Origin of the sequence: Microbacterium sp. nov. GSS16, assembly GCF_028198145.1 — a bacterium.
Classification (GTDB): Bacteria; Actinomycetota; Actinomycetes; order Actinomycetales; family Microbacteriaceae; genus Microbacterium.
On record NZ_CP116338.1, the window covers coordinates 1,362,660 to 1,386,491 of the forward strand.

A 23,832-nucleotide genomic window follows, 5' to 3' on the forward strand; every position below is an offset into this window, starting at 1 on the left:
GAAAAGCGCCCGGCGGAGTGCATACTGTAAGCGCTTGCAGTTTCCTGCAGGCCATTCGCATCCAGAGAGGTAAGCACCAATGAAGGTGACCAAGAGAAGCATCCTCGCGTTCGGCGCACTCGCCGTCACGTCCGCAATCGCTCTGAGCGGCTGCGCGTCATCCACCCCCTCCGCCGACGAGGACTCGTCAGGCAAGGGCGCGGCCAGCAAGCTCACCGTCTGGCTCGACGCGGAGCGCGTCGACGCGCTCAAGGGCGCGGCCGACGCCTATGAGGAGAAGACCGGCGTCACCGTCGACCTCGTCGGCAAGTCGGTCGACGACATCAAGGACGACTTCATCCAGCAGGCGCCGACCGGCAAGGGCCCCGACGTGGTCATGGGTGCTCACGACTGGCTCGGCGAGCTGTCGACCAACGGTGTCGTCGCCCCGATCGAGCTCGGCGACTCGGCCGACGGCTACCTGCCCGTCGCGACTCAGGCGGCCACCTACGAGGGCACCGTCTACATGCTCCCGTACGCGGTCGAGAACATCGCCATGCTGCGCAACACGAAGCTCGTCCCCGAGGCTCCGAAGAGCTTCGACGACATGGTCTCGAAGGGCACCTTCGTGGTCGAGTTGGGCGCCGAGGGCAACCCGTACAACATGTACCCGTTCCAGACTGCCTTCGGCGCCCCGGTGTTCGGCACCGACGCATCGGGCAGCTACGACCCGGCCGACCTGCAGCTGGGCAGCGAGGGCGGCTTCGCCTTCGCCGACTGGCTGGCCGCACAGGGCCAGTCCGGCACGCTGAACACCGACATCGACGGTGAGATCGCCAAGCAGCAGTTCCTCGACGGCACCGCAGCCTTCTGGCTGACCGGGCCGTGGAACGTCGCCGCGGCCGTCGACGCCGGCATCGACGTCGCGATCGACCCGATCCCCAGCCCCACCGCAGAGGCGGCCTCGCCGTTCGCCGGTGTCAAGGGCTTCTTCGTCAGCTCGGAGTCGAAGAACAAGGTCGCCGCGAACGACTTCCTCGTCAATTACATCGGCACCGAAGACGTGCAGCTTGAACTGTTCAAGGCCGGCAACGTGCTGCCCGCACTGACCGCCGCCGCCGACACAGCGGCATCCGACCCGATCATCGCCGGGTTCCAGACCGTCGGCGCCGACGCGGTGCCGATGCCCGCGATCCCCGCGATGGGATCGGTCTGGCAGTACTGGGGCATCGCCGAGGCGGCCGTGATCAACGGCGCCGACCCTAAGGCGACCTGGCAGAAGCTCACGGACGACGTCTCCGCAGCGATCAAGTGATCGCCCGGGCGTGCTCGGGGCGGGGAATACCGTCCCGCCTCGAGCGCGCCTCCATCATCGAGCCTGCGAGACGACAACGGGAACAGAGATGACCGAGACCATGGAGCAGACCGCTCCTCCTACCAAGCGCCAGCGACAGGCCGCGCAGATCGCCGAGGCGGCCGCGACGCCGGTCGGCTGGATGCTGCTGAAGATCCTCCTGCTGGGGATCGTCGACGCGGTCGCCGTGTACGCGGCGTTCGTGCTCTTCGCCAACCAGGAGTGGTTGGTGCTCGCGGTGGTCATCGCCGTCACCGCCGTGGTGAACTACATCTACTTCTCGCGTCGACGCGTGCCCGCGAAGTACCTCACGCCCGGAATCATCTTCCTGGTCGTCTTCCAGGTCTTCGCGCTGGTCTACACGGGCTACATCGGCTTCACCAACTACGGCACCGGGCACAACGGCTCGAAGCCTCAGGCGGTCTCCGCGCTTCTCGCCTCTGCGCAGGAGCGCGTCGAGGACTCGCCCGTCTACCCGGTGCAGATCGTCGAGCAGGCAGGCGTCTACGGCCTGCTCGTGACCGATCCCGACACCGGCGACGCGCTGCTCGGAACCAATGACGAGCCGCTGCGCGAGGTCGACGCGCAGTTCGACGGCGGCAGCGCCACTGCGACCGACGGCTGGCGCACCCTCCCGCTCGCCGAGGTCTTCAGCCTGTCATCCGAGCTCGAGAAGCTCTCGGTGCCGTTCAGCGACGATCCCAACGACGGCAGCCTGCGCACTCCCGACGGGCAGAGCGGCTACCTCTACATCTCGCAGCTCGAGTACGACGCGGCCGCCGACACGATCACCGACACGCGCAACGGCGTCATCTACTCCGACACCGGCATCGGCGCCTTCACCGCCGACGACGGCGAGCAGCTGCTGCCCGGATGGCAGGTCAATGTCGGGTTCGACAACTTCGTCCGGGCCGTCACCGACGCCTCGATCCGCGGGCCGCTGATCTCGGTCACCGTATGGACGTTCGTCTTCGCGATCGTCTCGGTGGCATCCACCTTCTTCCTGGGGCTGCTGATGGCGCTGGTGTTCAACAACACCCGCATGCGGTTCCGCAACACCTACCGGATCATCATGATCCTGCCGTACGCCTTCCCCGCGTTCCTGTCGGCGCTGGTGTGGGCCGGGATGATGAACGAGAGCTTCGGCTTCATCAACCAGGTGCTCCTCGGCGGAGCCGAGATCCCATGGCTGACCGATCCGACGCTGGCGAAGGTGTCGATCCTCATCGTGAACCTATGGCTCGGATTCCCTTACATGTTCCTGGTGTGCATGGGGGCCCTGCAGGGCATCCCGGAGGACGTCAACGAGGCGGCCGTGATGGACGGCGCCAACCCCTGGCAGATCTTCAGGCGCATCAAGCTGCCGCTTCTGCTGGTGACCGTGGCGCCGCTGCTGATCTCGTCGTTCGCGTTCAACTTCAACAACTTCAACCTGATCTACATGCTGACCAGGGGCGGGCCGCGGTTCACCGACGTCTCGATCCCGGTCGGGCACACCGACATCCTGATCTCGATGGTGTACAAGGTGGCGTTCACCGGGCAGACGCGCGACTACGGTCTCGCCTCGGCGTTCACGATCCTCATCTTCATCGTGGTGGCGACGATCTCGATCGTCAGCTTCCGCAAGACCAAGGCCCTCGAGGAGCTGAACTGATGAGCACCCAGACCCTCGCGCCGTCCAAGCGCTCCTTCGGCGCATGGTTCGCCGACACCGGATGGCGCCACCTCGTCGCGATCGTGGTGAGCGTGTTCGCGCTCTTCCCACTGCTGTACGTGCTGTCGGCATCGCTCAACCCCAAGGGCACGCTGACCGGCTCGAACCAGCTCTTCTCGGCCATCGGCATCGACAGCTACGTGCGCATCCTCACCGATCCGCAGAACCCCTACGCGCTGTGGTTCCTGAACACCCTGATCATCGCCACGGTCACCGGGCTGCTCACGGTGTTCATCGGCGCGTGCGCCGCCTACGCGTTCTCGCGCATGCGGTTCGCCGGACGGCGGGTCGGACTGATCACCGTCGTCGTCGTGCAGATGTTCCCGCAGCTGCTCGCGGTCGTCGCGCTGTTCATGCTCATGTCGACTCTCGGAGACTGGTTCCCGGCGATCGGCCTGAACACGCACACCGGCCTGATCCTCGTCTACCTCGGCGGCGCGCTGGGCGTGAACACCTACCTCATGTACGGCTTCTTCAACACGATCCCGAAGGAGATCGACGAGGCGGCCCGCATCGACGGCGCAGGGCACGCCCGGATCTTCTTCACGATCATCCTGCGGCTGGTGGCGCCCATCCTCTCGGTGGTCGGGCTTCTCTCGTTCATCGGCATCGTCAACGAGTACGTGATCGCCAGCGTCATCCTCATCGACCCCGAGAAGCAGACGCTCGTCGTGGGCCTCACCAAGCTCGTCGCGAACCCGCGCTACGCCGACTGGTCGGCCTTCTCGGCGGGGGCCGTGATGGCCGCGATCCCGGTGATGATCTTGTTCCTCTGCCTGCAGAAGTACATCGTCGGCGGTCTCACCGCGGGCGCGGTCAAGTAGGCCGCGACCCGGGTCGCGCCGTCGGGCGAAGGGTGTCGGCGAGACACGACGACCGGATGCCATGGCGCGGCGCTCGAGAGGCATACGGTGAGAGCATGGCCGCACGCGTGGGAGGTCGCAATCTGGCGATCAGCTGGATCGTCGGGCTGCTGTGCGCGGGCGTGGTCGGCGCGCTGCTCTGGATATCGCTTCCGGCGGGGCCGGGGCTGCTCTTCGTGGTCGGTCACCTGCTCGACGGCACCGTGCCGCGATGATCGGCGCTCTGCCCAGCTGACAGCGGCATCCCCGCTGACGGGTCGGCGACCGCCGGGCGCCGCGCTGCGCGAGCCGACATCGCGGACACTTCGGCACGCCTTCGCGGCGCGAAACGTGCGGGGAGTTAGCCTCGGTGTGCATCTACGACGAGAGGCGATCCCATGAGTGACCCCGAGGTTCCGAAGAACGAGCAGCACCGCGACGTCGACGACGTCGTCGGCAGCGCCAACGAGGGACTCGACGCCGCCGCCGCTGCACGCGCGGATGTGCCGAGCAGGGATGCCGCGGCGAAGCCCGTCGATCCCGACATGGAGGCGTTCGCCGCAGCTGAGCGCGACCACCCGGGCACGTTCGGTGCCGCTGAGCCCGCGGATTCCCGTCCCGGCGTCGACCGCCCTTCCGAGGGGCGCCGCTACGACGCCGCCCGCCGTGAGGACGACTCCATCGCCTCTGGTGCTGGTGCTGGTGCTGGTGCCGGTGCTGGTGCCGCGGACCCCGGCCGTGTGGATGCTCCTGCCGTCGACGAGCACCGCATCGATGAGAGCCGTGTCGACGACAACCATGTCGACGCCAGCCGTGACGACAACCGCGGCGACGCCAGCCGTGGCGACGAGCGCGTGGTCGACGGGCACCGCATCGATGAGACCCGTGTCGACGAGCGTCATGCAGACGAGAACCGTGTCGACGAGCGCAGCGCCGCGGCCGCGCAGCACGACGAGCGCGACACCTCCGCATCCGCCTCGCCGACCGGCGCGTACGACGCCGATGCGACCCGCGTGATCGACCAGGACCGCCCGCACCACCACACTGTCGCCGACACCGCGTACGCCGCGCCCTCGGCATCGGCAGCCGAGACGCAGGTCGTCCCCGCCGAGCCCGTCGCGCCGCCCGCAGCGCCGCAGCCGATCTTCGTGCAGGCGCCTGAGCCGCCTCGCGAGCTCGGCAACCGCGGCACGGCAGGCGCCATCGGCCTGGTCGCCACAGTCGCGTTCGCGATCCTCTACCTCGCCGCGATCCTCGGCTTCGGCGCCGTGCGCGGCGACGTGACCGTCGAGAACATCGGCACCGCCGCCCTCGAGCCCCTCTCGACCTGGTCGTTCTGGGTGCCGGTCGTCGTGTTCTTCCTCTCGTTCTGGCTGCTCGGCGCGTTCATCAACCGCGCGCGCTGGGGCAAGTGGGTGATCTTCGGGGTGTTCGTGGCCATCGCGACCTACGGCGGTCACATCCTCGGGCAGCTCTTCCAGGAGCCGTTCTGGCGTGTGACGGCCACAGAGTCGATCGAGCTGGTGAACGAGCAGCTGCTCGCTCCGCTCGCCATCGCATCGTTCATCTTCGCCCGCGAGCTCACGATCTGGTTCGGCGCGTGGGTCGCCCGCAGCGGTGCCAGGAAGAAGGCGCTCAACGCCGAGGCGCAGGCCGAGTACGAGCGCACTCTCGAAGCCGGTCCCGCCGCACTGCGATGAGCGTAGTCTGACGGCATGACCATCAGAGACCCCCACGGTCCCGCGCCGGAGGGGGTCTCTGCGTCTCTCGCCGGTGTGGTCGGCGTGGTCTGCTTCGGCGCGTTCGCCATCCTCGGCCTCGGGATGCTGTCGTTCTTCGCCGACGTCGACATCATCTCCGTCGAGGGGCTGACCCTCTGGCCGGGAGTGACGGGGGTGGCCGTCGCGATCGCGGTGTTCGCGCTTCTGCTCGCGCCCGTGCTGCGCAGGCGGCTTCCCCCGTACGGCGCGACCGTGCTCGTGGCGGTGGCCACGGCGCTCGCGCATCTCGCCGCAGTGTGGCTCGCGAGCCTGATCGGAGGCGCCGGCCTCGCGCACGCGTCGGCGGCCGCCTCGCAGATCGTCGTCAGAGGATCCAGCGTCGTCATCATCGTCGTCGCCCTCATCGCGGGGTGGATCGCGGTGGCGCTGCGCCGTTCGCGGTCCGGCACACCGCGATGGCCATGGGAGCGCGACGACGCGGAGTGACGACGGACGCGCCGCCTCCCGCGGGAAAGCGCCCCTGCACGGCATCCCGGCCCTACTCTGTATTCGTGGAGAGGTCGCTGGAATCCCTCGTCGACCAGGCCGTCGAGGCCTGGTTGCGCTGGGTGCCGCGATGGGCGCCGGCCACGCACCGCGGTCGGGTGGCGCCGTGCCGTCGCTGCCTCGGCTCACCCGTGCTCTCTGCCGTCGGTATCGGCGGCAACGTTCCGCACGGGGTGCAGCACGGGCTCTCGACGCGGATCAAGTCGATCGTCGATCAGGCCGTCGCCGAGTACACCGCGCGCAACCTGCCGCTGCTGCAGTCCGAGCTCGACCACCAGGCGGCCCGCAACAGGTCGCGGGCATACCGGCCGGGCGAGGGCCTCGATCCCGAGTACGAGGGGATGCCGCTCGACCCCGACCCCGTACCTGGCGCTCCGTTCCTCTTCACCGTAGCGGGCATGGCCGACGAGGCGGCTGCTCAACTGCCGCCTCTGCCGCCGCTCTCCGAAGACGCCAAGGCGGCCCTGCGCCAGGAGGTCGCGCTCGCCGACGAGTACGCGAACATGATCGGGCGCGAGATCTGCGGGCTGCTGCTGCGGCACCGCCTGCACGTGCAGGCCGCGATCTCGCAGTACGTCGAGCCGCAGATAGAGGCGATGCTGGCCGAGCTGAGCGAAGCGCTCGACTCGCCGTTCGACCCGGATACGCCGTAGCACGGCATCCGGACCTCATTTGACCGCCATGGCACGTGGCGCTTACACTTGATCGGGTGTGTGCACGACTGTGCGCGCACGCAGGGCGCCGGCACCGTCGGTTCGCCCCCACGGCATACCCATCACACCAAAAGCCCGACTCCTCTGTCGAGCCGGTGGGTCATGATGTGAAACCCATCACGCTGTCACCGTGCAGCACTATGAGGAGAGAACGTGCCAACTATTCAGCAGTTGGTTCGCAAGGGACGCTCGCCCAAGGTCACCAAGACCAAGGCGCCCGCCCTGAAGGCGAACCCGCAGCAGGCCGGCGTGTGCACCCGCGTGTACACCACCACCCCGAAGAAGCCGAACTCGGCGATGCGCAAGGTCGCTCGTGTGAAGCTGCGCAACGGCACCGAGGTGACCGCCTACATCCCCGGTGAGGGCCACAACCTGCAGGAGCACTCGCTGGTGCTCGTCCGCGGTGGTCGTGTGAAGGACCTCCCCGGTGTCCGCTACAAGATCGTCCGTGGTGCGCTCGACACCCAGGCAGTGAAGAACCGTAAGCAGGCTCGTTCCCGCTACGGCGCGAAGAAGGGCTGAGTCAGATGCCTCGTAAGGGACCCGCACCCAAGCGCCCCGTCGTCAACGACCCGGTCTACGGCGCCCCGATCGTCACCTCGCTGGTGAACAAGATCCTCGTCGACGGCAAGAAGTCGCTCGCCGAGTCGATCGTCTACGGCGCCCTCCGCGGCGTCGAGGCGAAGAACGGCCAGGACGCCGTCGCCACCCTCAAGAAGGCGCTCGACAACGTGCGCCCCACCCTCGAGGTCCGCAGCCGCCGTGTCGGTGGCTCGACCTACCAGGTTCCCGTCGAGGTCAAGCCGCACCGCGCGAACACCCTCGCGCTGCGCTGGCTGGTCAGCTACGCGAAGGGCCGTCGTGAGAAGACGATGACCGAGCGTCTGCAGAACGAGATCCTCGACGCGTCGAACGGTCTGGGTGCCGCGGTCAAGCGCCGCGAGGACACCCACAAGATGGCCGAGTCGAACCGCGCCTTCGCCCACTACCGCTGGTAATGGGCTGAGCGGATGCCGCCACCGCGGCATCCGCTCCCACTCTCTGTTCGTTCCTGAACCATCCCGGAGGAACCCCCGTGGCACAAGAAGTGCTCACCGACCTGAGCAAGGTCCGCAACATCGGCATCATGGCGCACATCGATGCCGGCAAGACCACCACGACCGAGCGCATCCTGTTCTACACGGGTGTCAACCACAAGCTCGGCGAGACCCACGACGGCGCGTCGACGACGGACTGGATGGAGCAGGAGAAGGAGCGCGGCATCACGATCACGTCGGCCGCCGTGACCTGCTTCTGGAACAAGAACCAGATCAACATCATCGACACCCCCGGTCACGTGGACTTCACCGTCGAGGTCGAGCGCTCGCTTCGCGTGCTCGACGGCGCGGTCGCCGTCTTCGACGGCAAGGAGGGCGTCGAGCCCCAGTCCGAGACGGTCTGGCGTCAGGCCGACAAGTACGACGTCCCCCGCATCTGCTTCGTCAACAAGATGGACAAGCTGGGCGCCGACTTCTACTACACCGTCGACACCATCGTGAACCGCCTGGGCGCCAAGCCGCTCGTGCTGCAGCTCCCGATCGGTTCCGAGAGCGACTTCATCGGCGTCGTCGACCTCATCGAGATGCGCGCGCTGGTGTGGCCCGGTGACTCCAAGGGTGACGTGACCATGGGCGCCTCGTACGAGGTGCAGGAGATCCCCGCCGACCTTCAGGAGAAGGCCGAGGAGTACCGTCAGCAGCTGCTCGAGACCGTCGCCGAGTCCGACGACGCGCTGCTCGAGAAGTTCTTCGGCGGCGAAGAGCTCACGATCGCCGAGATCAAGGGCGCCATCCGCAAGATGGTCGTCGCGAACGAGATCTACCCGGTGCTCTGCGGCTCGGCGTTCAAGAACCGCGGTGTGCAGCCGATGCTCGACGCCGTCATCGACTACCTCCCCAACCCCCTCGACGTCGGCGCCATCGAGGCGCACGACCCGAAGGACGAGGAGAAGGTCATCGAGCGTCACCCCGACGCGAACGACCCGTTCTCGGCCCTGGCCTTCAAGGTCGCGGTGCACCCGTTCTTCGGTCGTCTGACCTACGTGCGCGTGTACTCGGGTCACCTCGACTCGGGATCCGCCGTGGTCAACTCGACCAAGGGCAAGAAGGAGCGCATCGGAAAGATCTTCCAGATGCACGCCAACAAGGAGAACCCGGTCGACTCGCTCACCGCGGGCAACATCTACGCCGTCATCGGCCTGAAGGACACCACCACCGGAGACACCCTCGCCGACCCGGCCGCTCCGGTCGTGCTCGAGTCGATGACGTTCCCGGAGCCGGTGATCGAGGTCGCCATCGAGCCGAAGACGAAGGCCGACCAGGAGAAGCTGGGTCTCGCGATCCAGAAGCTCGCTGAAGAGGACCCGACCTTCCGCACCGAGCTCAACCCCGAGACCGGTCAGACGACCATCAAGGGCATGGGCGAGCTGCACCTCGACATCCTCGTCGACCGCATGAAGCGCGAGTTCAAGGTCGAGGCGAACGTCGGCAAGCCGCAGGTGGCGTACCGCGAGACGCTGCGCAAGGCCGTCGAGAAGCACGACTACACGCACAAGAAGCAGACCGGTGGTTCGGGTCAGTTCGCGAAGATCCAGTTCAACCTCGAGCCGCTCGAGGTCGAGGGCGACAAGACGTACGAGTTCGTCAACGCCGTCACCGGCGGACGCATCCCGCGCGAGTACATCCCCTCGGTCGACGCGGGCTTCCAGGACGCGATGAACGTCGGTGTGCTGGCCGGCTACCCGATGGTGGGCGTCAAGGCGACCCTCGTCGACGGCGCCTCGCACGACGTCGACTCCTCGGAGATGGCGTTCAAGATCGCGGGCTCCATGGGCTTCAAGGAGGCCGCTCGTCGCGCCAACCCCGTGCTGCTCGAGCCGCTGATGGCCGTCGAGGTCCGTACTCCCGAGGAGTACATGGGCGACGTCATCGGCGACCTGAACTCGCGTCGCGGGCAGATCCAGTCGATGGAGGATGCGCAGGGCGTCAAGGTGGTGCGTGCTTCGGTGCCGCTGTCCGAGATGTTCGGCTACATCGGCGACCTGCGCTCGAAGACCTCTGGCCGCGCTGTGTACTCGATGGAGTTCGACAGCTACTCTGAGGTTCCGCGTGCCGTCGCCGACGAGATCGTCCAGAAGGCCAAGGGCGAGTAAGCCCTTCCCCGGTTCCCCTGGGTCACTGAGCCTGTCGAAGGGCCCAGGGGCGCCGGCACCCCACAACTTCACATTCACTCTCTACTAAACTGAGAAACCGAAATCCGTAGGGAGCCGGTCACAATCCAGTGCCCGGCCATCTCTACACGAACGTCCTGAGGAGGACCCAGTGGCCAAGGCCAAGTTCGAGCGGACCAAGCCGCACGTCAACATCGGAACGATCGGTCACGTCGACCACGGCAAGACCACGCTGTCTGCCGCGATCTCGAAGGTGCTCGCCGACAAGTACCCGTCGGACACCAACGTCCAGCGTGACTTCGCCTCGATCGACTCGGCTCCCGAGGAGCGTCAGCGCGGTATCACCATCAACATCTCGCACATCGAGTACGAGACCCCGAAGCGCCACTACGCGCACGTCGACGCCCCCGGCCACGCCGACTACGTCAAGAACATGATCACCGGTGCTGCTCAGATGGACGGCGCGATCCTCGTGGTCGCCGCCACCGACGGCCCGATGGCTCAGACCCGCGAGCACGTGCTGCTCGCCAAGCAGGTCGGCGTGCCCTACCTGATGGTCGCACTGAACAAGTCCGACATGGTCGACGACGAGGAGATCCTGGAGCTCGTCGAGCTCGAGGTTCGCGAGCTGCTCTCTTCGCAGGGCTTCCCCGGCGACGACGCTCCGGTCATCAAGGTCTCGGCTCTCGGTGCGCTCAACGGCGAAGAGAAGTGGGTCGACTCGATCCTCGAGCTCATGCAGGCCGCTGATGACGCCATCCCGGACCCCGAGCGTGACCGCGACAAGCCGTTCCTCATGCCGATCGAGGACGTCTTCACGATCACCGGTCGTGGAACGGTCGTCACGGGCCGCGCCGAGCGTGGCACCCTGGCGATCAACTCCGAGGTCGAGATCGTCGGCATCCGCCCGACGCAGAAGACCACGGTCACCGGTATCGAGATGTTCCACAAGCAGCTCGACGAGGCATGGGCCGGCGAGAACTGTGGTCTGCTGCTCCGCGGCACCAAGCGCGAGGACGTCGAGCGCGGCCAGGTCGTCGTGAAGCCGGGCTCGATCACCCCGCACACGGAGTTCGAGGGCACCGCGTACATCCTGTCCAAGGACGAGGGTGGCCGCCACAACCCCTTCTACACGAACTACCGCCCGCAGTTCTACTTCCGCACCACCGACGTGACCGGCGTCATCACGCTGCCCGAGGGCACCGAGATGGTCATGCCCGGTGACACCACCGACATGAAGGTGGACCTCATCCAGCCCATCGCAATGGAAGAGGGCCTCGGCTTCGCGATCCGTGAGGGTGGCCGCACTGTCGGCGCCGGCACGGTAACCAAGGTCGTCGCGTAAGCATCTGCTTCTCGAAAGAGGGGTCGGACCTTCGGGTCCGGCCCCTCTTTCTGTGTGCCGCGACTGTCGACACGACGCGCTCGATCGCGTAGAACAGTGACTGGGTGCAGGATGCTGCGCCGACACCGCGCAGGGGAGGAGAACCATGGGCATCGATGACCTGGTGAACAAGGGCAAGGACGCGTTCGAGCAGAACAAGGACAGGATCGCCGAGGCGGTCCGCAGCGAGCAGGCGGAGGACATCAGCGACCGGGTGCTCGACGAGATCGCCGACTTCGCGAAGAAGGTCGCTCCCGGCGCGGCGGAACAGATCGACGACATCCGGGACAAGGCCGACGGAGCCGTCGGCGATCAGTGATCCTCACGGGTCGTCCCGTGTCGGAGAGGGGTGCTGCGCTCACAGCGCAGCACCCCTTCTCGAGTCCGGATGCGGGGTTCGGAAGCCGCGGAATCGCGCGCGACACGCCCGGGTTTGCAGTACGGGAATCGGCCGTGGCAGAATAGACAGGTTCCACATTTCTGCGCTCTTAGTGATGCGCGGAATCACTGCCACGACAGTGCATAGACGGCGGCCCCTGATCAGGGTGCTGCAGGGTTCTAGGCCGCGGGCAGCAGAACACGATCCCACTCGAAGACGCGAGCATCAGATGCTGGCGTCTTCATGGTGAAAAGAGAACAGCGGTGCGCAAGTGCCGAAGGCGCGAACAGCGCCATCGAGCGTCCAATGCCCCAGGGTCACCCGGCCCCGGTCGGTACGACGCCTATAGAGAGAGAGCAGACAATGGCGGGACAGAAGATCCGCATTCGCCTGAAGTCGTATGACCACGAGGTCATCGACACGTCGGCACGAAAGATCGTCGACACCGTGACCCGTGCGGGCGCGACCGTCGTCGGCCCCGTGCCGCTTCCGACCGAGAAGAACGTCGTGTGCGTCATCCGGTCGCCCCACAAGTACAAGGACAGCCGCGAGCACTTCGAGATGCGCACCCACAAGCGTCTGATCGACATCGTCGACCCGACGCCGAAGGCCGTCGACTCGCTGATGCGTCTCGACCTGCCCGCCGACGTCAACATCGAGATCAAGCTCTGAGGTCCGCCATGGTTGACATCAACGCAAAGATTTCCAAGGGCATGCTCGGCACAAAGCTCGGCATGACCCAGGTCTGGAACGAGAACGGGAAGCTCATCCCCGTGACCGTCATCGAGCTGGCTCCGAACGTGGTCACCCAGGTTCGCACTCCCGAGAAGGACGGCTACAACGCCGTTCAGATCGCCTACGGCCAGATCGACCCCCGCAAGGTCAACAAGCCGCTGACCGCCCACTTCGAGGCTGCCGGCGTGACCCCGCGGCGCCACGTCACCGAGATCCGCACCGCGGACGCCGCTGACTACTCGCTCGGCCAGGAGCTCACGCTCGACGGCGTGTTCGAGGCAGGCCAGCTGGTCGACGTCGTCGGCACCAGCAAGGGCAAGGGCACCGCCGGTGTCATGAAGCGTCACAACTTCGCCGGTGTCTCGGCCTCCCACGGTGCGCACCGCAACCACCGCAAGCCCGGCTCGATCGGCGCCTCGTCGACCCCCAGCCGCGTGTTCAAGGGCATGCGCATGGCCGGCCGCATGGGTGGCGAGCGCGTGACCGTCCTCAACCTCACGGTGCACGCCATCGACGCCGAGAAGGGACTCATGCTCGTCAAGGGCGCCGTCCCCGGCGCACGTGGTCGTATCGTGTACGTCCGCAACGCAGTGAAGGGTGCCTGATCCCATGGCTGACTCCACTCTGGCAATCGACGTCCTGTCGGTCGACGGCAAGAAGGCAGGCTCGGTCGAGCTGCCCGCCTCGATCTTCGACGTCGAGACCAATGTCCCGCTGATCCACCAGGTCGTCGTCGCGCAGCTCGCAGCCGCGCGTCAGGGCACCCACGCCACGAAGACTCGTGGCGACGTGTCCGGCTCGGGCAGCAAGCCCTTCAAGCAGAAGGGCACGGGTAACGCCCGTCAGGGCTCGATCCGCATGCCGCAGCACCGCGGTGGTGGCACGGTCCACGGCCCGCAGCCGCGCGACTACTCGCAGCGCACCCCCAAGAAGATGATCGCCGCCGCCCTCCGTGGCGCGCTGAGCGACCGTCTGCGCGGCGAGCGTCTGCACGCCGTCGAGGGCTTCGTCGCCGACAGCACCCCCTCAACCAAGGCTGCGGCCGGCCTGCTGGCATCCGTCGCCCCGTCGAAGAACGTGCTGGTCGTCATCGAGCGCTCCGACGAGCTGACCACGAAGAGCGTCCGCAACCTTGCGAACGTCCACCTGATCAGCTTCGACCAGCTGAACGCCTACGACGTCGTCGTCTCCGACGACATCGTCTTCACCAAGGCCGCACTCGAGGGCTTCATCGCCTCGAAGACGGGTGCGACCGCAGAGGAGGTCTCGGCATGACCGAGCAGAACGTTCTCGCCACGGCCCTGAACAAGGACCCGCGCGACATCATCCTCGGACCGGTCGTGTCCGAGAAGAGCTACGGCCTGATCGATGAGGGCAAGTACACCTTCCTCGTCGACCCGCGCGCCTCCAAGACCGAGATCAAGCTCGCCATCGAGAAGATCTTCGGCGTGAAGGTGGCCTCGGTCAACACGATCAACCGCGTCGGCAAGGCCCGCCGCACCCGCTTCGGCACCGGTAAGCGCAAGGACACCAAGCGCGCCATCGTGTCTCTCAAGTCGGGTTCCATCGACATCTTCACGGCAGTCGGCTGACCGGGGGATAAGGACAGATAATGGCTATTCGCAAGTACAAGCCCACGACCCCGGGTCGCCGCGGTTCGTCGGTGGCCGACTTCGCCGAGATCACCCGATCGACGCCTGAGAAGTCGCTGCTGCGCCCGCTCTCGAAGACCGGTGGTCGCAACAACCAGGGCCGCATCACGACCCGTCACATCGGTGGGGGCCACAAGCGCCAGTACCGCGTCATCGACTTCCGTCGCAATGACAAGGACGGCGTCAACGCCAAGGTCGCTCACATCGAGTACGACCCCAACCGCACCGCGCGCATCGCGCTGCTGCACTACTTCGACGGCGAGAAGCGCTACATCCTCGCCCCGAACAAGCTGAAGCAGGGCGACGTCGTCGAGTCGGGTGCCGGCGCTGACATCAAGCCGGGCAACAACCTGCCGCTGAAGAACATCCCCACCGGTACCGTGATCCACGCGATCGAGCTGCGTCCCGGCGGCGGAGCGAAGATGGCCCGTTCGGCCGGCGCCTCGGTGCGTCTGGTCGCGAAGGACGGCCCCTACGCACAGCTGCGTCTGCCCTCGGGCGAGATCCGCAACGTCGATGCGCGCTGCCGCGCGACCATCGGCGAGGTCGGCAACGCCGAGCAGTCGAACATCAACTGGGGCAAGGCCGGCCGCAAGCGCTGGAAGGGCGTCCGCCCGACCGTCCGCGGTGTCGCCATGAACCCGGTCGACCACCCGCACGGTGGTGGTGAGGGCAAGACGTCCGGTGGTCGTCACCCCGTCTCCCCGTGGGGTCAGGCTGAGGGTCGTACCCGTCACGCCAACAAGGAAAGTGACAAGTACATCGTCCGCCGCCGCAACGCCGGCAAGAAGCGCAAGTAGGAGTAGAGGAAGATGCCACGCAGTCTCAAGAAGGGCCCCTTCGTCGACGAGCACCTGCTTCGCAAGGTGGTCGGACAGAACGAGTCCGGTACGAAGAACGTCATCAAGACCTGGTCGCGTCGCTCGATGATCATCCCGGCAATGCTGGGACACACCATCGCCGTGCACGACGGTCGCAAGCACATCCCCGTGTTCGTGACCGAGACCATGGTCGGCCACAAGCTGGGCGAGTTCGCGCCCACCCGCACCTTCCGCGGCCACGAGAAGGACGACAAGAAGGGCCGTCGCCGCTGACGCGGTGACGCTCTGGACAGAAACAGAGGAGGAGAACAATGGTGGAATCCATCGCACGCGTCAAGCACATCCGCGTGACCCCTCAGAAGGCTCGTCGTGTCGTCGCGCTCATCAAGGGCAAGCAGGCGCAGGAAGCACTGGCCATTCTGAAGTTCGCACCGCAGGGTGCCAGCGAGCCGATCTACAAGCTCGTGCACTCCGCGATCGCCAACGCGTCGGTCAAGGCCGACCGTGACGGCGAGTTCCTGGACGAGCAGGACCTGTACGTGAAGAACGCGTACGTCGACGAGGGCACGACGCTCAAGCGTTTCCGCCCCCGTGCTCAGGGTCGTGCATCGCAGATCAAGAAGCGCACGAGCCACATCACGGTCGTGCTGGCCACCCCGGAGGTCGCTGACGCGGCCGCACCGGCGGCCAAGACGAAGAAGGCGAGCAAGTAATGGGCCAGAAGGTCAACCCGTACGGCTTCCGCCTCGGCATCACCACGGACCACGTGTCGCGTTGGTTCTCGGACTCGACCAAGCCGGGCCAGCGTTACGCCGACTACGTCGCCGAGGACATCAAGATCCGTCGTCTGCTGCAGACGCAGCTCGACCGCGCCGGCGTCTCGAACATCGAGATCGAGCGCACCCGCGACCGCGTGCGTGTGGACATCCACACCGCACGTCCGGGCATCGTCATCGGCCGCCGCGGCGCCGAGGCCGAGCGCATTCGCGGCGACCTCGAGAAGCTCACCGGCAAGCAGATCCAGCTGAACATCCTCGAGGTCAAGAACCCCGAGGCCGACGCTCAGCTCGTCGCGCAGGGCATCGCCGAGCAGCTCTCCGCTCGCGTGGCGTTCCGTCGCGCGATGCGCAAGGGTCTGCAGGGCGCTCAGCGCGCCGGCGCCAAGGGCATCCGCATCCAGGTCTCCGGCCGCCTCGGCGGCGCGGAGATGAGCCGGTCGGAGTTCTACCGCGAGGGTCGTGTGCCGCTGCACACGCTGCGCGCGAACATCGACTACGGCTTCTACGAGGCGAAGACCACCTTCGGCCGCATCGGCGTGAAGGTCTGGATCTACAAGGGCGACCTCACCAACAAGGAGCTTGCTCGCGAGCAGGCCAACCAGAAGCCTTCGCGCGAGCGTGGCGACCGTCGTGGCCCCCGTGGCGACCGCGGTGACCGTCGCAACGAGGCTCCCGTCGCAGAAGGAGCGTCTGCCTGATGCTTATCCCTCGCAAGGTCAAGTACCGCAAGCAGCATCACCCGAAGCGTTCGGGGCAGGCCACCGGTGGCACCAAGGTGTCGTTCGGTGAGTTCGGCATCCAGGCGCTGACCCCCGCCTACGTGACCAACCGTCAGATCGAGTCCGCTCGTATCGCGATGACCCGTCACATCAAGCGTGGTGGAAAGGTGTGGATCAACATCTACCCCGACCGCCCGCTCACCAAGAAGCCCGCTGAGACCCGCATGGGTTCGGGTAAGGGCTCGCCCGAGTGGTGGGTCGCCAACGTCAAGCCGGGCCGCGTCCTCTTCGAGGTCGCGGGCGTGAACGAGGAACTCGCTCGCGAGGCACTCACCCGGGCCATTCACAAGCTGCCGCTCAAGGCACGCATCATCAAGCGCGAGGAGGGCGACGCGTAATGGCGATCGGCACCAAGGAGCTCGCACCGAGCGAGCTCGACACGTTCGAAGACCAGCGCCTCGTCGAGGAGCTGCGCAAGGCCAAGGAGGAGCTGTTCAACCTCCGTTTCCAGTCGGCCACCGGTCAGCTGGAGAGCCACGGCCGCATCCGCGCCGTCAAGCGCGACATCGCGCGCCTTTACACCGTGATCCGCGAGCGCGAGCTGGGCATCCGTGCGACGCCCGCTCCGGTCGAGGCTCCGGCCAAGAAGGCGTCCAAGGCGAAGGCGAAGAAGGCCGATGAGGCTGAGGCGCCGAAGGAGGAGGCCGAGTAATGGCTGAGAAGAAGGCTGCTGACGCCGTCGAGCACGGCGAGCACGACGTCCGCGAGGCGGGTGCCCGCGGCTACCGCAAGTCGCGCCGCGGCTACGTCGTCAGCGACAAGATGGACAAGACCATCGTCGTCGAGGTCGAGGACCGCGTGAAGCACCCGCTGTACGGCAAGGTCATCCGCGTCACCTCGAAGGTCAAGGCGCACGACGAGAACAACACCGCCGGCATCGGCGACCTCGTTCTCATCAACGAGACCCGCCCGCTGAGCGCCACCAAGCGCTGGCGTCTGGTGGAGATCCTGGAGAAGGCAAAGTGATCCAGACCGAGTCCCGCGTCAAGGTCGCCGACAACACCGGCGCCAAGGAGCTGCTCACGATCCGCGTTCTCGGTGGTTCCAGCCGCCGTTACGCCGGTCTGGGCGACACCATCGTCGCGACCGTCAAGGACGCGATCCCCGGCGGCAACGTCAAGAAGGGCGATGTGGTCAAGGCCGTCATCGTCCGCACCGTCAAGTCGACGCGTCGTGCCGACGGTTCGTACATCAAGTTCGACGAGAACGCCGCCGTCATCCTGAAGAACGACGGGGAGCCCCGCGGCACCCGCATCTTCGGACCGGTCGGTCGTGAGCTTCGCGACAAGAAGTTCATGAAGATCGTCTCGCTCGCCCCGGAGGTCATCTGATCATGGCGAAAATCAAGAAGGGTGACCTGGTTCAGGTCATCAGCGGCCGCAAGCAGGACAAGGGCGGCGACCGCGGCAAGCAGGGCAAGGTCCTCGAGGTCCTCGTCGAGCAGAACCGCGTCGTCGTGGAGGGTGTCAACTTCGTCACCCGCCACACCCGTGTCGGCCAGACCCAGCGCGGCACCAAGACCGGTGGCATCGAGACCGTCGAGGCCCCGATCCACATCTCCAACGTCGCTCTCGTCGACCCCTCGACCAAGAAGCCGACCCGCGTCGGCCACCGCGTCGAGGAGCAGGTCAAGGACGGCGTGAAGCGCACGGTCCGCGTGCGCTACGCGAAGAAGTCAGGTAAGGACCTCTGATGGCAACGGCAACTGCTGCTGAGACTGGCAAGACCCAGCCTCGCCTGAAGCAGAAGTACAACACCGAGATCAAGAAGGCTCTGCAGGAGCAGTTCGGCTACGCGAACGTCATGCAGATCCCCGGCCTGGTCAAGGTCGTCGTCAACACCGGTGTCGGTGAGGCGGCTCGTGACTCCAAGGTGATCGAGGGCGCGATCGACGACCTCACCAAGATCACCGGTCAGAAGCCGATCGTCACCAAGGCCCGCAAGTCCATCGCGCAGTTCAAGCTGCGCGAGGGCCAGGCCATCGGTGCGCACGTCACCCTCCGTGGCGACCGTGCGTGGGAGTTCGTCGACCGCCTCGTCAACCTGGCGCTGCCGCGCATCCGCGACTTCCGCGGTCTGTCGGCCGACCAGTTCGACGGCAACGGCAACTACACCTTCGGTCTTCAGGAGCAGAGCGTGTTCCACGAGATCGACCAGGACAAGATCGACCGCGTCCGCGGCTTCGACATCACCGTGGTCACGACGGCCAAGACGGACGACGAGGGTCGCGCACTCCTGCGCGCGCTCGGCTTCCCGTTCAAGGCCGCCGACGCCCCGGCGTAAGCGAAGAGCGCCGCACATCGGGATCGGGGAGGGATGCCGCACAGCATCCCTCCCCGCATCCCGTACAATTGAAGATTGTGCGTCCGCTCGGGCGCGACTCTCATCGAAGGCCGTCTGTCGTGTAACGGCAGCCGGAACCTCATGATCGAAGGAAACCAGATATGACGATGACAGACCCGGTCGCAGACATGCTGACCCGTCTGCGCAACGCGAACTCGGCGCACCACGACTCCGTGACCATGCCGTCGAGCAAGCTCAAGACGAACATCGCCGAGATCCTCCAGCAGGAGGGCTACATCGCCGGCTTCGAGGTCACCGACGCCCGCGTCGGCAGCAACCTCACCCTCTCGCTCAAGTACGGTCCCAACCGTGAGCGCTCCATCGCCGGCATCAAGCGCGTGTCGAAGCCCGGTCTGCGCGTGTACGCGAAGTCGACCGAGCTGCCCAAAGTCCTCGGTGGCCTCGGCGTTGCCATCCTGTCCACCTCCTCCGGTCTCCTCACCGACCGTCAGGCTGAGCAGAAGGGCGTGGGCGGAGAAGTTCTCGCCTACGTGTGGTGATCTGACATGTCGCGAATCGGACGACTCCCCATCGACATCCCCTCCGGCGTCACCGTCTCGGTCGACGGCCGCGAGGTCGCAGTCAAGGGCCCCAAGGGCGAGCTGTCGCTCACCCTGGCCAGCCCCATCGAGGTCACGGTCGAGGAGAACCAGGTTCTCGTCACCCGCCCGGACGACGAGCGCGAGTCGCGCTCGCTGCACGGCCTGACCCGAACCCTCATCAACAACAACATCATCGGCGTCACCCAGGGCTACACCAAGGGCCTCGAGGTCGTCGGCACCGGTTACCGCGTGCAGCAGAAGGGCAACTCGATCGAGTTCGCGCTCGGCTTCTCGCACCCGGTCCTGGTCGACCCGCCCGCAGGCATCACCCTGACGGTCGAGGGCACCAACAAGGTGACCGTGAGTGGCATCGACAAGCAGGCTGTCGGCGAGGCCGCTGCCAACATCCGCAAGATCCGCAAGCCCGAGCCGTACAAGGGCAAGGGTGTGCGCTACGCCGGCGAGGTCGTGCGTCGCAAGGCCGGAAAGGCTGGTAAGTAACCATGGCTGTGAAGTCCAAGTCCGCCGCCCGCGCGCGTCGCCACGCACGTCTTCGCAAGAAGATCGTCGGCTCCGACGTCCGCCCGCGTCTCGTCGTCAACCGCTCCGCGCGCCACGTGTTCGTGCAGCTCGTCGACGATGCCAAGGGCCACACGGTGGCATCCGCTTCCACGCTCGAGACCGAACTGCGCTCCTTCGACGGTGACAAGACCGCCAAGGCTCGCAAGGTCGGCGAGCTCGTCGCTGAGCGCGCGAAGGCCGCCGGCGTTTCCGAGGCAGTGTTCGACCGTGGCGGCAACCGCTACGCCGGTCGTGTCGCCGCCATCGCCGAAGGCGCCCGTGAAGGGGGGCTGGCACTGTGAGTGACATCAAGGAGAACGAAGTGACCGAAACCGCTCCTGCCGAGGCTCAGGCCGAGCCGCAGCGCGAGCAGCGCGACAACCGCCGTGGCGGTCGCGACCGCGGCCAGAGCCGCGACCGCAACTCGCGCGACCGCGGGGACAACCAGTTCCTCGAGCGCGTCGTCACCATCAACCGCGTCTCGAAGGTCGTGAAGGGTGGTCGTCGCTTCAGCTTCACCGCTCTCGTGGTCGTCGGCGACGGCAACGGTCTGGTGGGCGTCGGTTACGGCAAGGCACGCGAGGTCCCCCTGGCGATCTCGAAGGGTGTCGAAGAGGCCAAGCGCAACTTCTTCCGCGTACCGCGCGTCGGCTCGACCATCCCGCACCCCGTGCAGGGTGAGGCCGCTGCAGGTGTCGTCCTGCTTCGTCCGGCCGCAGCCGGTACCGGTGTCATCGCCGGTGGTCCGGTTCGCGCCGTGCTGGAGTGCGCCGGCATCCACGACGTCCTGTCGAAGTCGCTCGGCTCGTCGAACACGATCAACATCGTGCACGCGACCGTCGAGGCGCTGCAGGGGCTCGAGGAGCCGCGCGCCGTCGCCGCTCGTCGTGGTCTCGACTACGACGCCGTCGTGCCGGAGATCATCATCCGCAACGAGGCGAAGGCCGCTGCCGCCGCCGCGCAGAAGGTAGGTGCCTGATGGCTGAGCGCCTCAAGGTCACGCAGATCAAGTCCAAGGTGAGCGAGAAGCAGAACCAGCGCGACACGCTGCGTTCGCTCGGTCTCAAGCGGATCGGCGACTCGGTCGTTCGTCCCGACGACGCTCAGACCCGCGGCTACGTCCGCGCCGTCGCGCACCTCGTCAAGGTTGAGGAGATCGACTAATGGCTGAGAAGAACGAAACCGTCGAGGCCGAGAAGGCCCCGAAGACCGCTGCCAAGCGTCCGGCTGCTGCCAAGGCTGCTCCGGCCAAGGCCGCCGACAAGAAGGCTCCGGCCAAGAAGGACGTCGACGCTCCGGCTTCGCGTCCCTCGGTGCTGAAGGTGCACCACCTGCGTCCCGTCCCGGGCGCTCACACCGCGAAGACCCGTGTCGGTCGCGGTGAGGGCTCGAAGGGCAAGACCGCCGGTCGTGGAACCAAGGGCACGAAGGCGCGCAACACCGTGCGCGCCGGCTTCGAGGGTGGGCAGATGCCGCTGCACATGCGCACCCCGAAGCTGCGCGGCTTCAAGAACCCGTTCCGCGTCGAGTACCAGGTCGTGAACCTGGCCAAGCTGGCGGAGCTCTACCCCCAGGGTGGCGACGTCACCGTCAGCGACCTTGTCGCCAAGGGTGCCGTGCGCAAGAACGAGAAGGTCAAGGTCCTCGGCGACGGCGACATCTCGGTCAAGCTGACCGTGTCGGTCGACAAGGTCTCCGGCAGCGCCGAGCAGAAGATCGTCGCCGCCGGCGGTTCGGTCAACTGATCAGGCCGCGGTGAACGCTGGGAGGGGTCGGAGATTATCCGGCCCCTCCTTTGCGTTACCCTGGACTTTCGGCCGTCCTTCCACGTTCGGCAATCCCTTCAGGAGGAACGCCCTTGTTTAGCGCCATCGCGCGAATCTTCCGCACGCCCGACCTGCGGCAGAAGATCCTTTTCACCATCGGCATCATCGCTCTGTATCGCCTGGGCTCGAATGTGCCGGCTCCGTTCGTGAACTTCCCGAACGTCGAGCAGTGCCTCGCGGCCAACGCCGGCACCGATGGGCTGCTCGGACTGGTCAACCTCTTCTCGGGCGGCGCACTGCTGCAGCTGTCGATCTTCGCCCTCGGCGTGATGCCGTACATCACCGCGACGATCATCACCCAGCTGCTCCGCGTCGTCATCCCGCACTTCGAAAGCCTCCACCAGGAGGGCCAGGCGGGCCAGAGCAAGCTGACCCAGTACACCCGCTACCTCACGATCGCACTCGCACTGCTGCAGTCCGCGACCGTGGTCACCGTGGCGCGCAGCGGTCAGCTGTTCGGTCAGACCGACGTCGCAGCCTGCAACAACCTGCTGACCAACGACGTGTGGTGGGCACAGGCGCTCATCATCATCGCGATGACCGCGGGCACGGGACTCATCATGTGGATGGCCGAGCTCGTCACCGAGCGCGGCATCGGCAACGGCATGTCGCTGCTCATCTTCACCTCGATCGCCGCCACCTTCCCGTCGTCGATGTGGGCGATCTGGGAGGCGAAGGGCTTCGAGACCTTCCTGCTGGTGATGATCATCGGCATCGTGGTGATGTCGCTGATCGTGTACGTCGAGCAGTCGCAGCGACGCGTGCCCGTGCAGTACGCCAAGCGCATGGTCGGCCGCCGCACCTATGGCGGCACGAACACGTACATCCCGATCAAGGTCAACATGGCGGGTGTGATCCCGATCATCTTCGCCTCATCGCTGCTGTACGTGCCGATGCTCATCGCGCAGTTCAACACCCCTGCAGACGGCAGCGAGCCGCCGGCCTGGGTGGCCTGGATCCTGGCGAACATGGCATCCGGCGACCAGCCGCTGTACATGGCCGCGTACTTCCTGCTGATCATCGGCTTCACCTACTTCTATGTCGCGATCACGTTCAACCCTGTCGAGGTCGCCGACAACATGAAGAAGTACGGCGGGTTCATCCCGGGCATCCGCGCCGGCCGACCGACGGCGGAGTACCTCGACTACGTCATCACCCGCATCACCTTCCCCGGCTCGCTCTACCTGGGCCTCGTCGCGCTGATCCCGCTGATCGCGCTGGCGACGGTGCAGGCCAACCAGAACTTCCCGTTCGGTGGCGCCTCGATCCTGATCATCGTGGGTGTCGGTCTCGAGACGGTGAAGCAGATCGACGCGCAGCTGCAGCAGCGCCACTACGAAGGACTCCTCCGATGACCGCTTCCGCACGTCTTCTGATCGTCGGCCCGCAGGGCTCCGGCAAGGGCACCCAGGGCATCCGCGTCGCCGAGGCGCTGAACATCCCCGTCGTCTCGACGGGCGACATGTTCCGCGCCAACATCAAGGAGGGCACCGAGCTGGGCCAGAAGGTCACCGCGATCCTCGACGCCGGCGACCTGGTGCCCGACGAGCTGACCAGCGAGATCGTGCGCGACCGGCTCTCGCAGGACGACGCGCAGAGCGGCTTCCTGCTCGACGGCTACCCGCGCAACACCGCGCAGGTGCACCACCTCGACGCGTTCCTCGGTGAGCACGACGCGTCTCTCGACGCGGTCATCCTGCTCGACGTGCCGCGTGAGGAGAGCATCGCGCGTCTCAGCCTGCGCGCTGTGGAGCAGGGTCGCTCGGATGACACGGACGAGGCCATCGCGCACCGTCTCGACATCTACGAGCACGAGACCGCGCCGATCATCTCGGTCTACGAGGAGCGCGGCATCGTCGACCGCATCGACGGCGTCGGGTCACTCGACGAGATCACCGAGCGCATCTCGGCCGCCCTCGCCGCTCGCGGCATCGGGCAGCTGGTCTGATCCCTC

34 protein-coding genes are annotated in these 23,832 nt (G+C 66.4%); all 34 read left to right on the plus strand.

Going from position 1 to position 23,832, the window contains the following annotated elements; translation table 11 throughout:
* Nucleotides 1-79 precede the first annotated feature (79 nt).
* The 34 genes from PGB26_RS06355 to PGB26_RS06520 all read left to right on the plus strand — a co-directional run bounded on the left by PGB26_RS06355 (nucleotide 80) and on the right by PGB26_RS06520 (nucleotide 23,826).
* On the plus strand, nucleotides 80-1,294 hold the full coding sequence (locus PGB26_RS06355; protein WP_271639495.1) for a sugar ABC transporter substrate-binding protein: 1,215 nt from the start codon (nucleotides 80-82) through the stop codon (nucleotides 1,292-1,294).
* 88 nt (nucleotides 1,295-1,382) lie between these two features.
* Nucleotides 1,383-2,987: a maltose ABC transporter permease MalF gene (gene malF, locus PGB26_RS06360; RefSeq protein WP_271639496.1), complete on the plus strand. Its 1,605-nt coding sequence runs from the start codon at nucleotides 1,383-1,385 to the stop codon at nucleotides 2,985-2,987.
* The gene (locus PGB26_RS06365; RefSeq protein ID WP_271639497.1) at nucleotides 2,987-3,871 is read left to right on the plus strand and encodes a sugar ABC transporter permease; all 885 of its coding nucleotides are present in this window, start codon (nucleotides 2,987-2,989) and stop codon (nucleotides 3,869-3,871) included. The genes malF and PGB26_RS06365 overlap by 1 nt, the downstream gene beginning before the upstream one ends.
* Before the next feature lie 95 nt (nucleotides 3,872-3,966).
* Nucleotides 3,967-4,125: a hypothetical protein gene (locus PGB26_RS06370; RefSeq protein WP_271639498.1), complete on the plus strand. Its 159-nt coding sequence runs from the start codon at nucleotides 3,967-3,969 to the stop codon at nucleotides 4,123-4,125.
* A gap of 162 nt (nucleotides 4,126-4,287) precedes the next feature.
* Nucleotides 4,288-5,589 carry a hypothetical protein gene (locus PGB26_RS06375; RefSeq protein ID WP_271639499.1) on the plus strand — a complete coding sequence of 434 codons (1,302 nt, stop codon included), beginning with the start codon at nucleotides 4,288-4,290 and terminating at the stop codon, nucleotides 5,587-5,589.
* Between the two features lie 15 nt (nucleotides 5,590-5,604).
* Complete coding sequence (locus PGB26_RS06380; RefSeq protein ID WP_271639500.1) at nucleotides 5,605-6,096, plus strand: hypothetical protein; 492 nt, start codon at nucleotides 5,605-5,607, stop codon at nucleotides 6,094-6,096.
* Nucleotides 6,097-6,161: 65 nt separating this feature from the next.
* Nucleotides 6,162-6,809: a spermidine/putrescine ABC transporter substrate-binding protein gene (locus PGB26_RS06385; protein ID WP_271639501.1), complete on the plus strand. Its 648-nt coding sequence runs from the start codon at nucleotides 6,162-6,164 to the stop codon at nucleotides 6,807-6,809.
* Between the two features lie 213 nt (nucleotides 6,810-7,022).
* On the plus strand, nucleotides 7,023-7,391 hold the full coding sequence (gene rpsL, locus PGB26_RS06390; RefSeq protein WP_018187369.1) for a 30S ribosomal protein S12: 369 nt from the start codon (nucleotides 7,023-7,025) through the stop codon (nucleotides 7,389-7,391).
* Nucleotides 7,392-7,396: 5 nt separating this feature from the next.
* Nucleotides 7,397-7,867 carry a 30S ribosomal protein S7 gene (gene rpsG / locus PGB26_RS06395; protein ID WP_017201608.1) on the plus strand — a complete coding sequence of 157 codons (471 nt, stop codon included), beginning with the start codon at nucleotides 7,397-7,399 and terminating at the stop codon, nucleotides 7,865-7,867.
* Between the two features lie 77 nt (nucleotides 7,868-7,944).
* Nucleotides 7,945-10,059, plus strand: a complete 2,115-nt coding sequence (fusA, locus tag PGB26_RS06400) for an elongation factor G (RefSeq protein ID WP_271639502.1) — start codon at nucleotides 7,945-7,947, stop codon at nucleotides 10,057-10,059.
* Between the two features lie 169 nt (nucleotides 10,060-10,228).
* A complete protein-coding gene (gene tuf, locus PGB26_RS06405; RefSeq protein WP_271639503.1) occupies nucleotides 10,229-11,422 on the plus strand; it encodes an elongation factor Tu in 1,194 nt (397 codons plus the stop codon).
* Nucleotides 11,423-11,567: 145 nt separating this feature from the next.
* The gene (locus tag PGB26_RS06410) at nucleotides 11,568-11,780 is read left to right on the plus strand and encodes a hypothetical protein (RefSeq protein WP_271639504.1); all 213 of its coding nucleotides are present in this window, start codon (nucleotides 11,568-11,570) and stop codon (nucleotides 11,778-11,780) included.
* A 423-nt stretch (nucleotides 11,781-12,203) separates the two neighbouring features.
* Nucleotides 12,204-12,512, plus strand: coding sequence for a 30S ribosomal protein S10 (gene rpsJ / locus PGB26_RS06415; protein ID WP_017201594.1), 309 nt, complete (start codon nucleotides 12,204-12,206; stop codon nucleotides 12,510-12,512).
* Between the two features lie 8 nt (nucleotides 12,513-12,520).
* Complete coding sequence (gene rplC, locus PGB26_RS06420; protein ID WP_099194596.1) at nucleotides 12,521-13,180, plus strand: 50S ribosomal protein L3; 660 nt, start codon at nucleotides 12,521-12,523, stop codon at nucleotides 13,178-13,180.
* Nucleotides 13,181-13,184: 4 nt separating this feature from the next.
* A complete protein-coding gene (gene rplD, locus PGB26_RS06425) occupies nucleotides 13,185-13,850 on the plus strand; it encodes a 50S ribosomal protein L4 (RefSeq protein WP_271639513.1) in 666 nt (221 codons plus the stop codon).
* A complete protein-coding gene (rplW, locus tag PGB26_RS06430; protein ID WP_099194598.1) occupies nucleotides 13,847-14,167 on the plus strand; it encodes a 50S ribosomal protein L23 in 321 nt (106 codons plus the stop codon). The genes rplD and rplW overlap by 4 nt, the downstream gene beginning before the upstream one ends.
* Nucleotides 14,168-14,187: 20 nt before the next feature.
* Nucleotides 14,188-15,027, plus strand: a complete 840-nt coding sequence (rplB, locus tag PGB26_RS06435; RefSeq protein ID WP_271639514.1) for a 50S ribosomal protein L2 — start codon at nucleotides 14,188-14,190, stop codon at nucleotides 15,025-15,027.
* A gap of 12 nt (nucleotides 15,028-15,039) precedes the next feature.
* Nucleotides 15,040-15,321 carry a 30S ribosomal protein S19 gene (gene rpsS / locus PGB26_RS06440; protein WP_071640280.1) on the plus strand — a complete coding sequence of 94 codons (282 nt, stop codon included), beginning with the start codon at nucleotides 15,040-15,042 and terminating at the stop codon, nucleotides 15,319-15,321.
* A 38-nt stretch (nucleotides 15,322-15,359) separates the two neighbouring features.
* Nucleotides 15,360-15,761 (plus strand): 50S ribosomal protein L22, encoded by a 402-nt coding sequence (rplV, locus tag PGB26_RS06445; RefSeq protein ID WP_101188487.1) that lies wholly within the window; start codon nucleotides 15,360-15,362, stop codon nucleotides 15,759-15,761.
* Entirely contained in the window at nucleotides 15,761-16,525 is a 765-nt protein-coding gene (gene rpsC, locus PGB26_RS06450; protein WP_071640276.1) for a 30S ribosomal protein S3, read from the plus strand. Before rplV ends, rpsC begins: the two co-directional genes overlap by 1 nt.
* A complete protein-coding gene (gene rplP, locus PGB26_RS06455; protein ID WP_179410064.1) occupies nucleotides 16,525-16,944 on the plus strand; it encodes a 50S ribosomal protein L16 in 420 nt (139 codons plus the stop codon). The genes rpsC and rplP overlap by 1 nt, the downstream gene beginning before the upstream one ends.
* On the plus strand, nucleotides 16,944-17,258 hold the full coding sequence (gene rpmC, locus PGB26_RS06460) for a 50S ribosomal protein L29 (RefSeq protein ID WP_071640272.1): 315 nt from the start codon (nucleotides 16,944-16,946) through the stop codon (nucleotides 17,256-17,258). The genes rplP and rpmC overlap by 1 nt, the downstream gene beginning before the upstream one ends.
* Nucleotides 17,258-17,572, plus strand: a complete 315-nt coding sequence (rpsQ, locus tag PGB26_RS06465; RefSeq protein WP_271639517.1) for a 30S ribosomal protein S17 — start codon at nucleotides 17,258-17,260, stop codon at nucleotides 17,570-17,572. The genes rpmC and rpsQ overlap by 1 nt, the downstream gene beginning before the upstream one ends.
* Nucleotides 17,569-17,937 (plus strand): 50S ribosomal protein L14, encoded by a 369-nt coding sequence (rplN, locus tag PGB26_RS06470; protein WP_099194602.1) that lies wholly within the window; start codon nucleotides 17,569-17,571, stop codon nucleotides 17,935-17,937. Before rpsQ ends, rplN begins: the two co-directional genes overlap by 4 nt.
* Nucleotides 17,938-17,939: 2 nt before the next feature.
* Nucleotides 17,940-18,299, plus strand: a complete 360-nt coding sequence (rplX, locus tag PGB26_RS06475; protein WP_101188491.1) for a 50S ribosomal protein L24 — start codon at nucleotides 17,940-17,942, stop codon at nucleotides 18,297-18,299.
* Nucleotides 18,299-18,889 carry a 50S ribosomal protein L5 gene (gene rplE, locus PGB26_RS06480; protein WP_071640263.1) on the plus strand — a complete coding sequence of 197 codons (591 nt, stop codon included), beginning with the start codon at nucleotides 18,299-18,301 and terminating at the stop codon, nucleotides 18,887-18,889. Before rplX ends, rplE begins: the two co-directional genes overlap by 1 nt.
* Before the next feature lie 161 nt (nucleotides 18,890-19,050).
* On the plus strand, nucleotides 19,051-19,449 hold the full coding sequence (gene rpsH, locus PGB26_RS06485) for a 30S ribosomal protein S8 (protein ID WP_071640261.1): 399 nt from the start codon (nucleotides 19,051-19,053) through the stop codon (nucleotides 19,447-19,449).
* A 6-nt stretch (nucleotides 19,450-19,455) separates the two neighbouring features.
* Nucleotides 19,456-19,992 carry a 50S ribosomal protein L6 gene (rplF, locus tag PGB26_RS06490; RefSeq protein ID WP_271639518.1) on the plus strand — a complete coding sequence of 179 codons (537 nt, stop codon included), beginning with the start codon at nucleotides 19,456-19,458 and terminating at the stop codon, nucleotides 19,990-19,992.
* 2 nt (nucleotides 19,993-19,994) lie between these two features.
* On the plus strand, nucleotides 19,995-20,354 hold the full coding sequence (gene rplR, locus PGB26_RS06495) for a 50S ribosomal protein L18 (RefSeq protein ID WP_071640257.1): 360 nt from the start codon (nucleotides 19,995-19,997) through the stop codon (nucleotides 20,352-20,354).
* On the plus strand, nucleotides 20,351-21,031 hold the full coding sequence (rpsE, locus tag PGB26_RS06500) for a 30S ribosomal protein S5 (RefSeq protein WP_271639519.1): 681 nt from the start codon (nucleotides 20,351-20,353) through the stop codon (nucleotides 21,029-21,031). Before rplR ends, rpsE begins: the two co-directional genes overlap by 4 nt.
* On the plus strand, nucleotides 21,031-21,216 hold the full coding sequence (gene rpmD / locus PGB26_RS06505; RefSeq protein WP_071640253.1) for a 50S ribosomal protein L30: 186 nt from the start codon (nucleotides 21,031-21,033) through the stop codon (nucleotides 21,214-21,216). Before rpsE ends, rpmD begins: the two co-directional genes overlap by 1 nt.
* Complete coding sequence (gene rplO, locus PGB26_RS06510; protein WP_271639520.1) at nucleotides 21,216-21,797, plus strand: 50S ribosomal protein L15; 582 nt, start codon at nucleotides 21,216-21,218, stop codon at nucleotides 21,795-21,797. The genes rpmD and rplO overlap by 1 nt, the downstream gene beginning before the upstream one ends.
* Nucleotides 21,798-21,910: 113 nt before the next feature.
* Complete coding sequence (gene secY / locus PGB26_RS06515) at nucleotides 21,911-23,233, plus strand: preprotein translocase subunit SecY (RefSeq protein ID WP_271639521.1); 1,323 nt, start codon at nucleotides 21,911-21,913, stop codon at nucleotides 23,231-23,233.
* Nucleotides 23,230-23,826 carry an adenylate kinase gene (locus PGB26_RS06520; RefSeq protein ID WP_271639522.1) on the plus strand — a complete coding sequence of 199 codons (597 nt, stop codon included), beginning with the start codon at nucleotides 23,230-23,232 and terminating at the stop codon, nucleotides 23,824-23,826. Before secY ends, PGB26_RS06520 begins: the two co-directional genes overlap by 4 nt.
* The last annotated feature ends 6 nt before the right edge of the window (nucleotides 23,827-23,832 follow it).

Excerpts from the sequence above, each read along its gene's own strand:
- PGB26_RS06355 (WP_271639495.1), top strand. The coding sequence starts at position 80 with ATGAAGGTGACCAAGAGAAGCATCCTCGCGTTCGGCGCACTCGCCGTC.
- malF (WP_271639496.1), top strand. The coding sequence starts at position 1,383 with ATGACCGAGACCATGGAGCAGACCGCTCCTCCTACCAAGCGCCAGCGA.
- PGB26_RS06365 (WP_271639497.1), top strand. The coding sequence starts at position 2,987 with ATGAGCACCCAGACCCTCGCGCCGTCCAAGCGCTCCTTCGGCGCATGG.
- PGB26_RS06370 (WP_271639498.1), top strand. The coding sequence starts at position 3,967 with ATGGCCGCACGCGTGGGAGGTCGCAATCTGGCGATCAGCTGGATCGTC.
- PGB26_RS06375 (WP_271639499.1), top strand. The coding sequence starts at position 4,288 with ATGAGTGACCCCGAGGTTCCGAAGAACGAGCAGCACCGCGACGTCGAC.
- PGB26_RS06380 (WP_271639500.1), top strand. The coding sequence starts at position 5,605 with ATGACCATCAGAGACCCCCACGGTCCCGCGCCGGAGGGGGTCTCTGCG.
- rpsG (WP_017201608.1), top strand. The coding sequence starts at position 7,397 with ATGCCTCGTAAGGGACCCGCACCCAAGCGCCCCGTCGTCAACGACCCG.
- PGB26_RS06410 (WP_271639504.1), top strand. The coding sequence starts at position 11,568 with ATGGGCATCGATGACCTGGTGAACAAGGGCAAGGACGCGTTCGAGCAG.
- rpsJ (WP_017201594.1), top strand. The coding sequence starts at position 12,204 with ATGGCGGGACAGAAGATCCGCATTCGCCTGAAGTCGTATGACCACGAG.
- rplC (WP_099194596.1), top strand. The coding sequence starts at position 12,521 with ATGGTTGACATCAACGCAAAGATTTCCAAGGGCATGCTCGGCACAAAG.
- rplD (WP_271639513.1), top strand. The coding sequence starts at position 13,185 with ATGGCTGACTCCACTCTGGCAATCGACGTCCTGTCGGTCGACGGCAAG.
- rplW (WP_099194598.1), top strand. The coding sequence starts at position 13,847 with ATGACCGAGCAGAACGTTCTCGCCACGGCCCTGAACAAGGACCCGCGC.
- rplB (WP_271639514.1), top strand. The coding sequence starts at position 14,188 with ATGGCTATTCGCAAGTACAAGCCCACGACCCCGGGTCGCCGCGGTTCG.
- rpsS (WP_071640280.1), top strand. The coding sequence starts at position 15,040 with ATGCCACGCAGTCTCAAGAAGGGCCCCTTCGTCGACGAGCACCTGCTT.
- rplV (WP_101188487.1), top strand. The coding sequence starts at position 15,360 with ATGGTGGAATCCATCGCACGCGTCAAGCACATCCGCGTGACCCCTCAG.
- rpsC (WP_071640276.1), top strand. The coding sequence starts at position 15,761 with ATGGGCCAGAAGGTCAACCCGTACGGCTTCCGCCTCGGCATCACCACG.
- rplP (WP_179410064.1), top strand. The coding sequence starts at position 16,525 with ATGCTTATCCCTCGCAAGGTCAAGTACCGCAAGCAGCATCACCCGAAG.
- rpmC (WP_071640272.1), top strand. The coding sequence starts at position 16,944 with ATGGCGATCGGCACCAAGGAGCTCGCACCGAGCGAGCTCGACACGTTC.
- rpsQ (WP_271639517.1), top strand. The coding sequence starts at position 17,258 with ATGGCTGAGAAGAAGGCTGCTGACGCCGTCGAGCACGGCGAGCACGAC.
- rplX (WP_101188491.1), top strand. The coding sequence starts at position 17,940 with ATGGCGAAAATCAAGAAGGGTGACCTGGTTCAGGTCATCAGCGGCCGC.
- rplE (WP_071640263.1), top strand. The coding sequence starts at position 18,299 with ATGGCAACGGCAACTGCTGCTGAGACTGGCAAGACCCAGCCTCGCCTG.
- rpsH (WP_071640261.1), top strand. The coding sequence starts at position 19,051 with ATGACGATGACAGACCCGGTCGCAGACATGCTGACCCGTCTGCGCAAC.
- rplF (WP_271639518.1), top strand. The coding sequence starts at position 19,456 with ATGTCGCGAATCGGACGACTCCCCATCGACATCCCCTCCGGCGTCACC.
- rplR (WP_071640257.1), top strand. The coding sequence starts at position 19,995 with ATGGCTGTGAAGTCCAAGTCCGCCGCCCGCGCGCGTCGCCACGCACGT.
- rpmD (WP_071640253.1), top strand. The coding sequence starts at position 21,031 with ATGGCTGAGCGCCTCAAGGTCACGCAGATCAAGTCCAAGGTGAGCGAG.
- rplO (WP_271639520.1), top strand. The coding sequence starts at position 21,216 with ATGGCTGAGAAGAACGAAACCGTCGAGGCCGAGAAGGCCCCGAAGACC.
- PGB26_RS06520 (WP_271639522.1), top strand. The coding sequence starts at position 23,230 with ATGACCGCTTCCGCACGTCTTCTGATCGTCGGCCCGCAGGGCTCCGGC.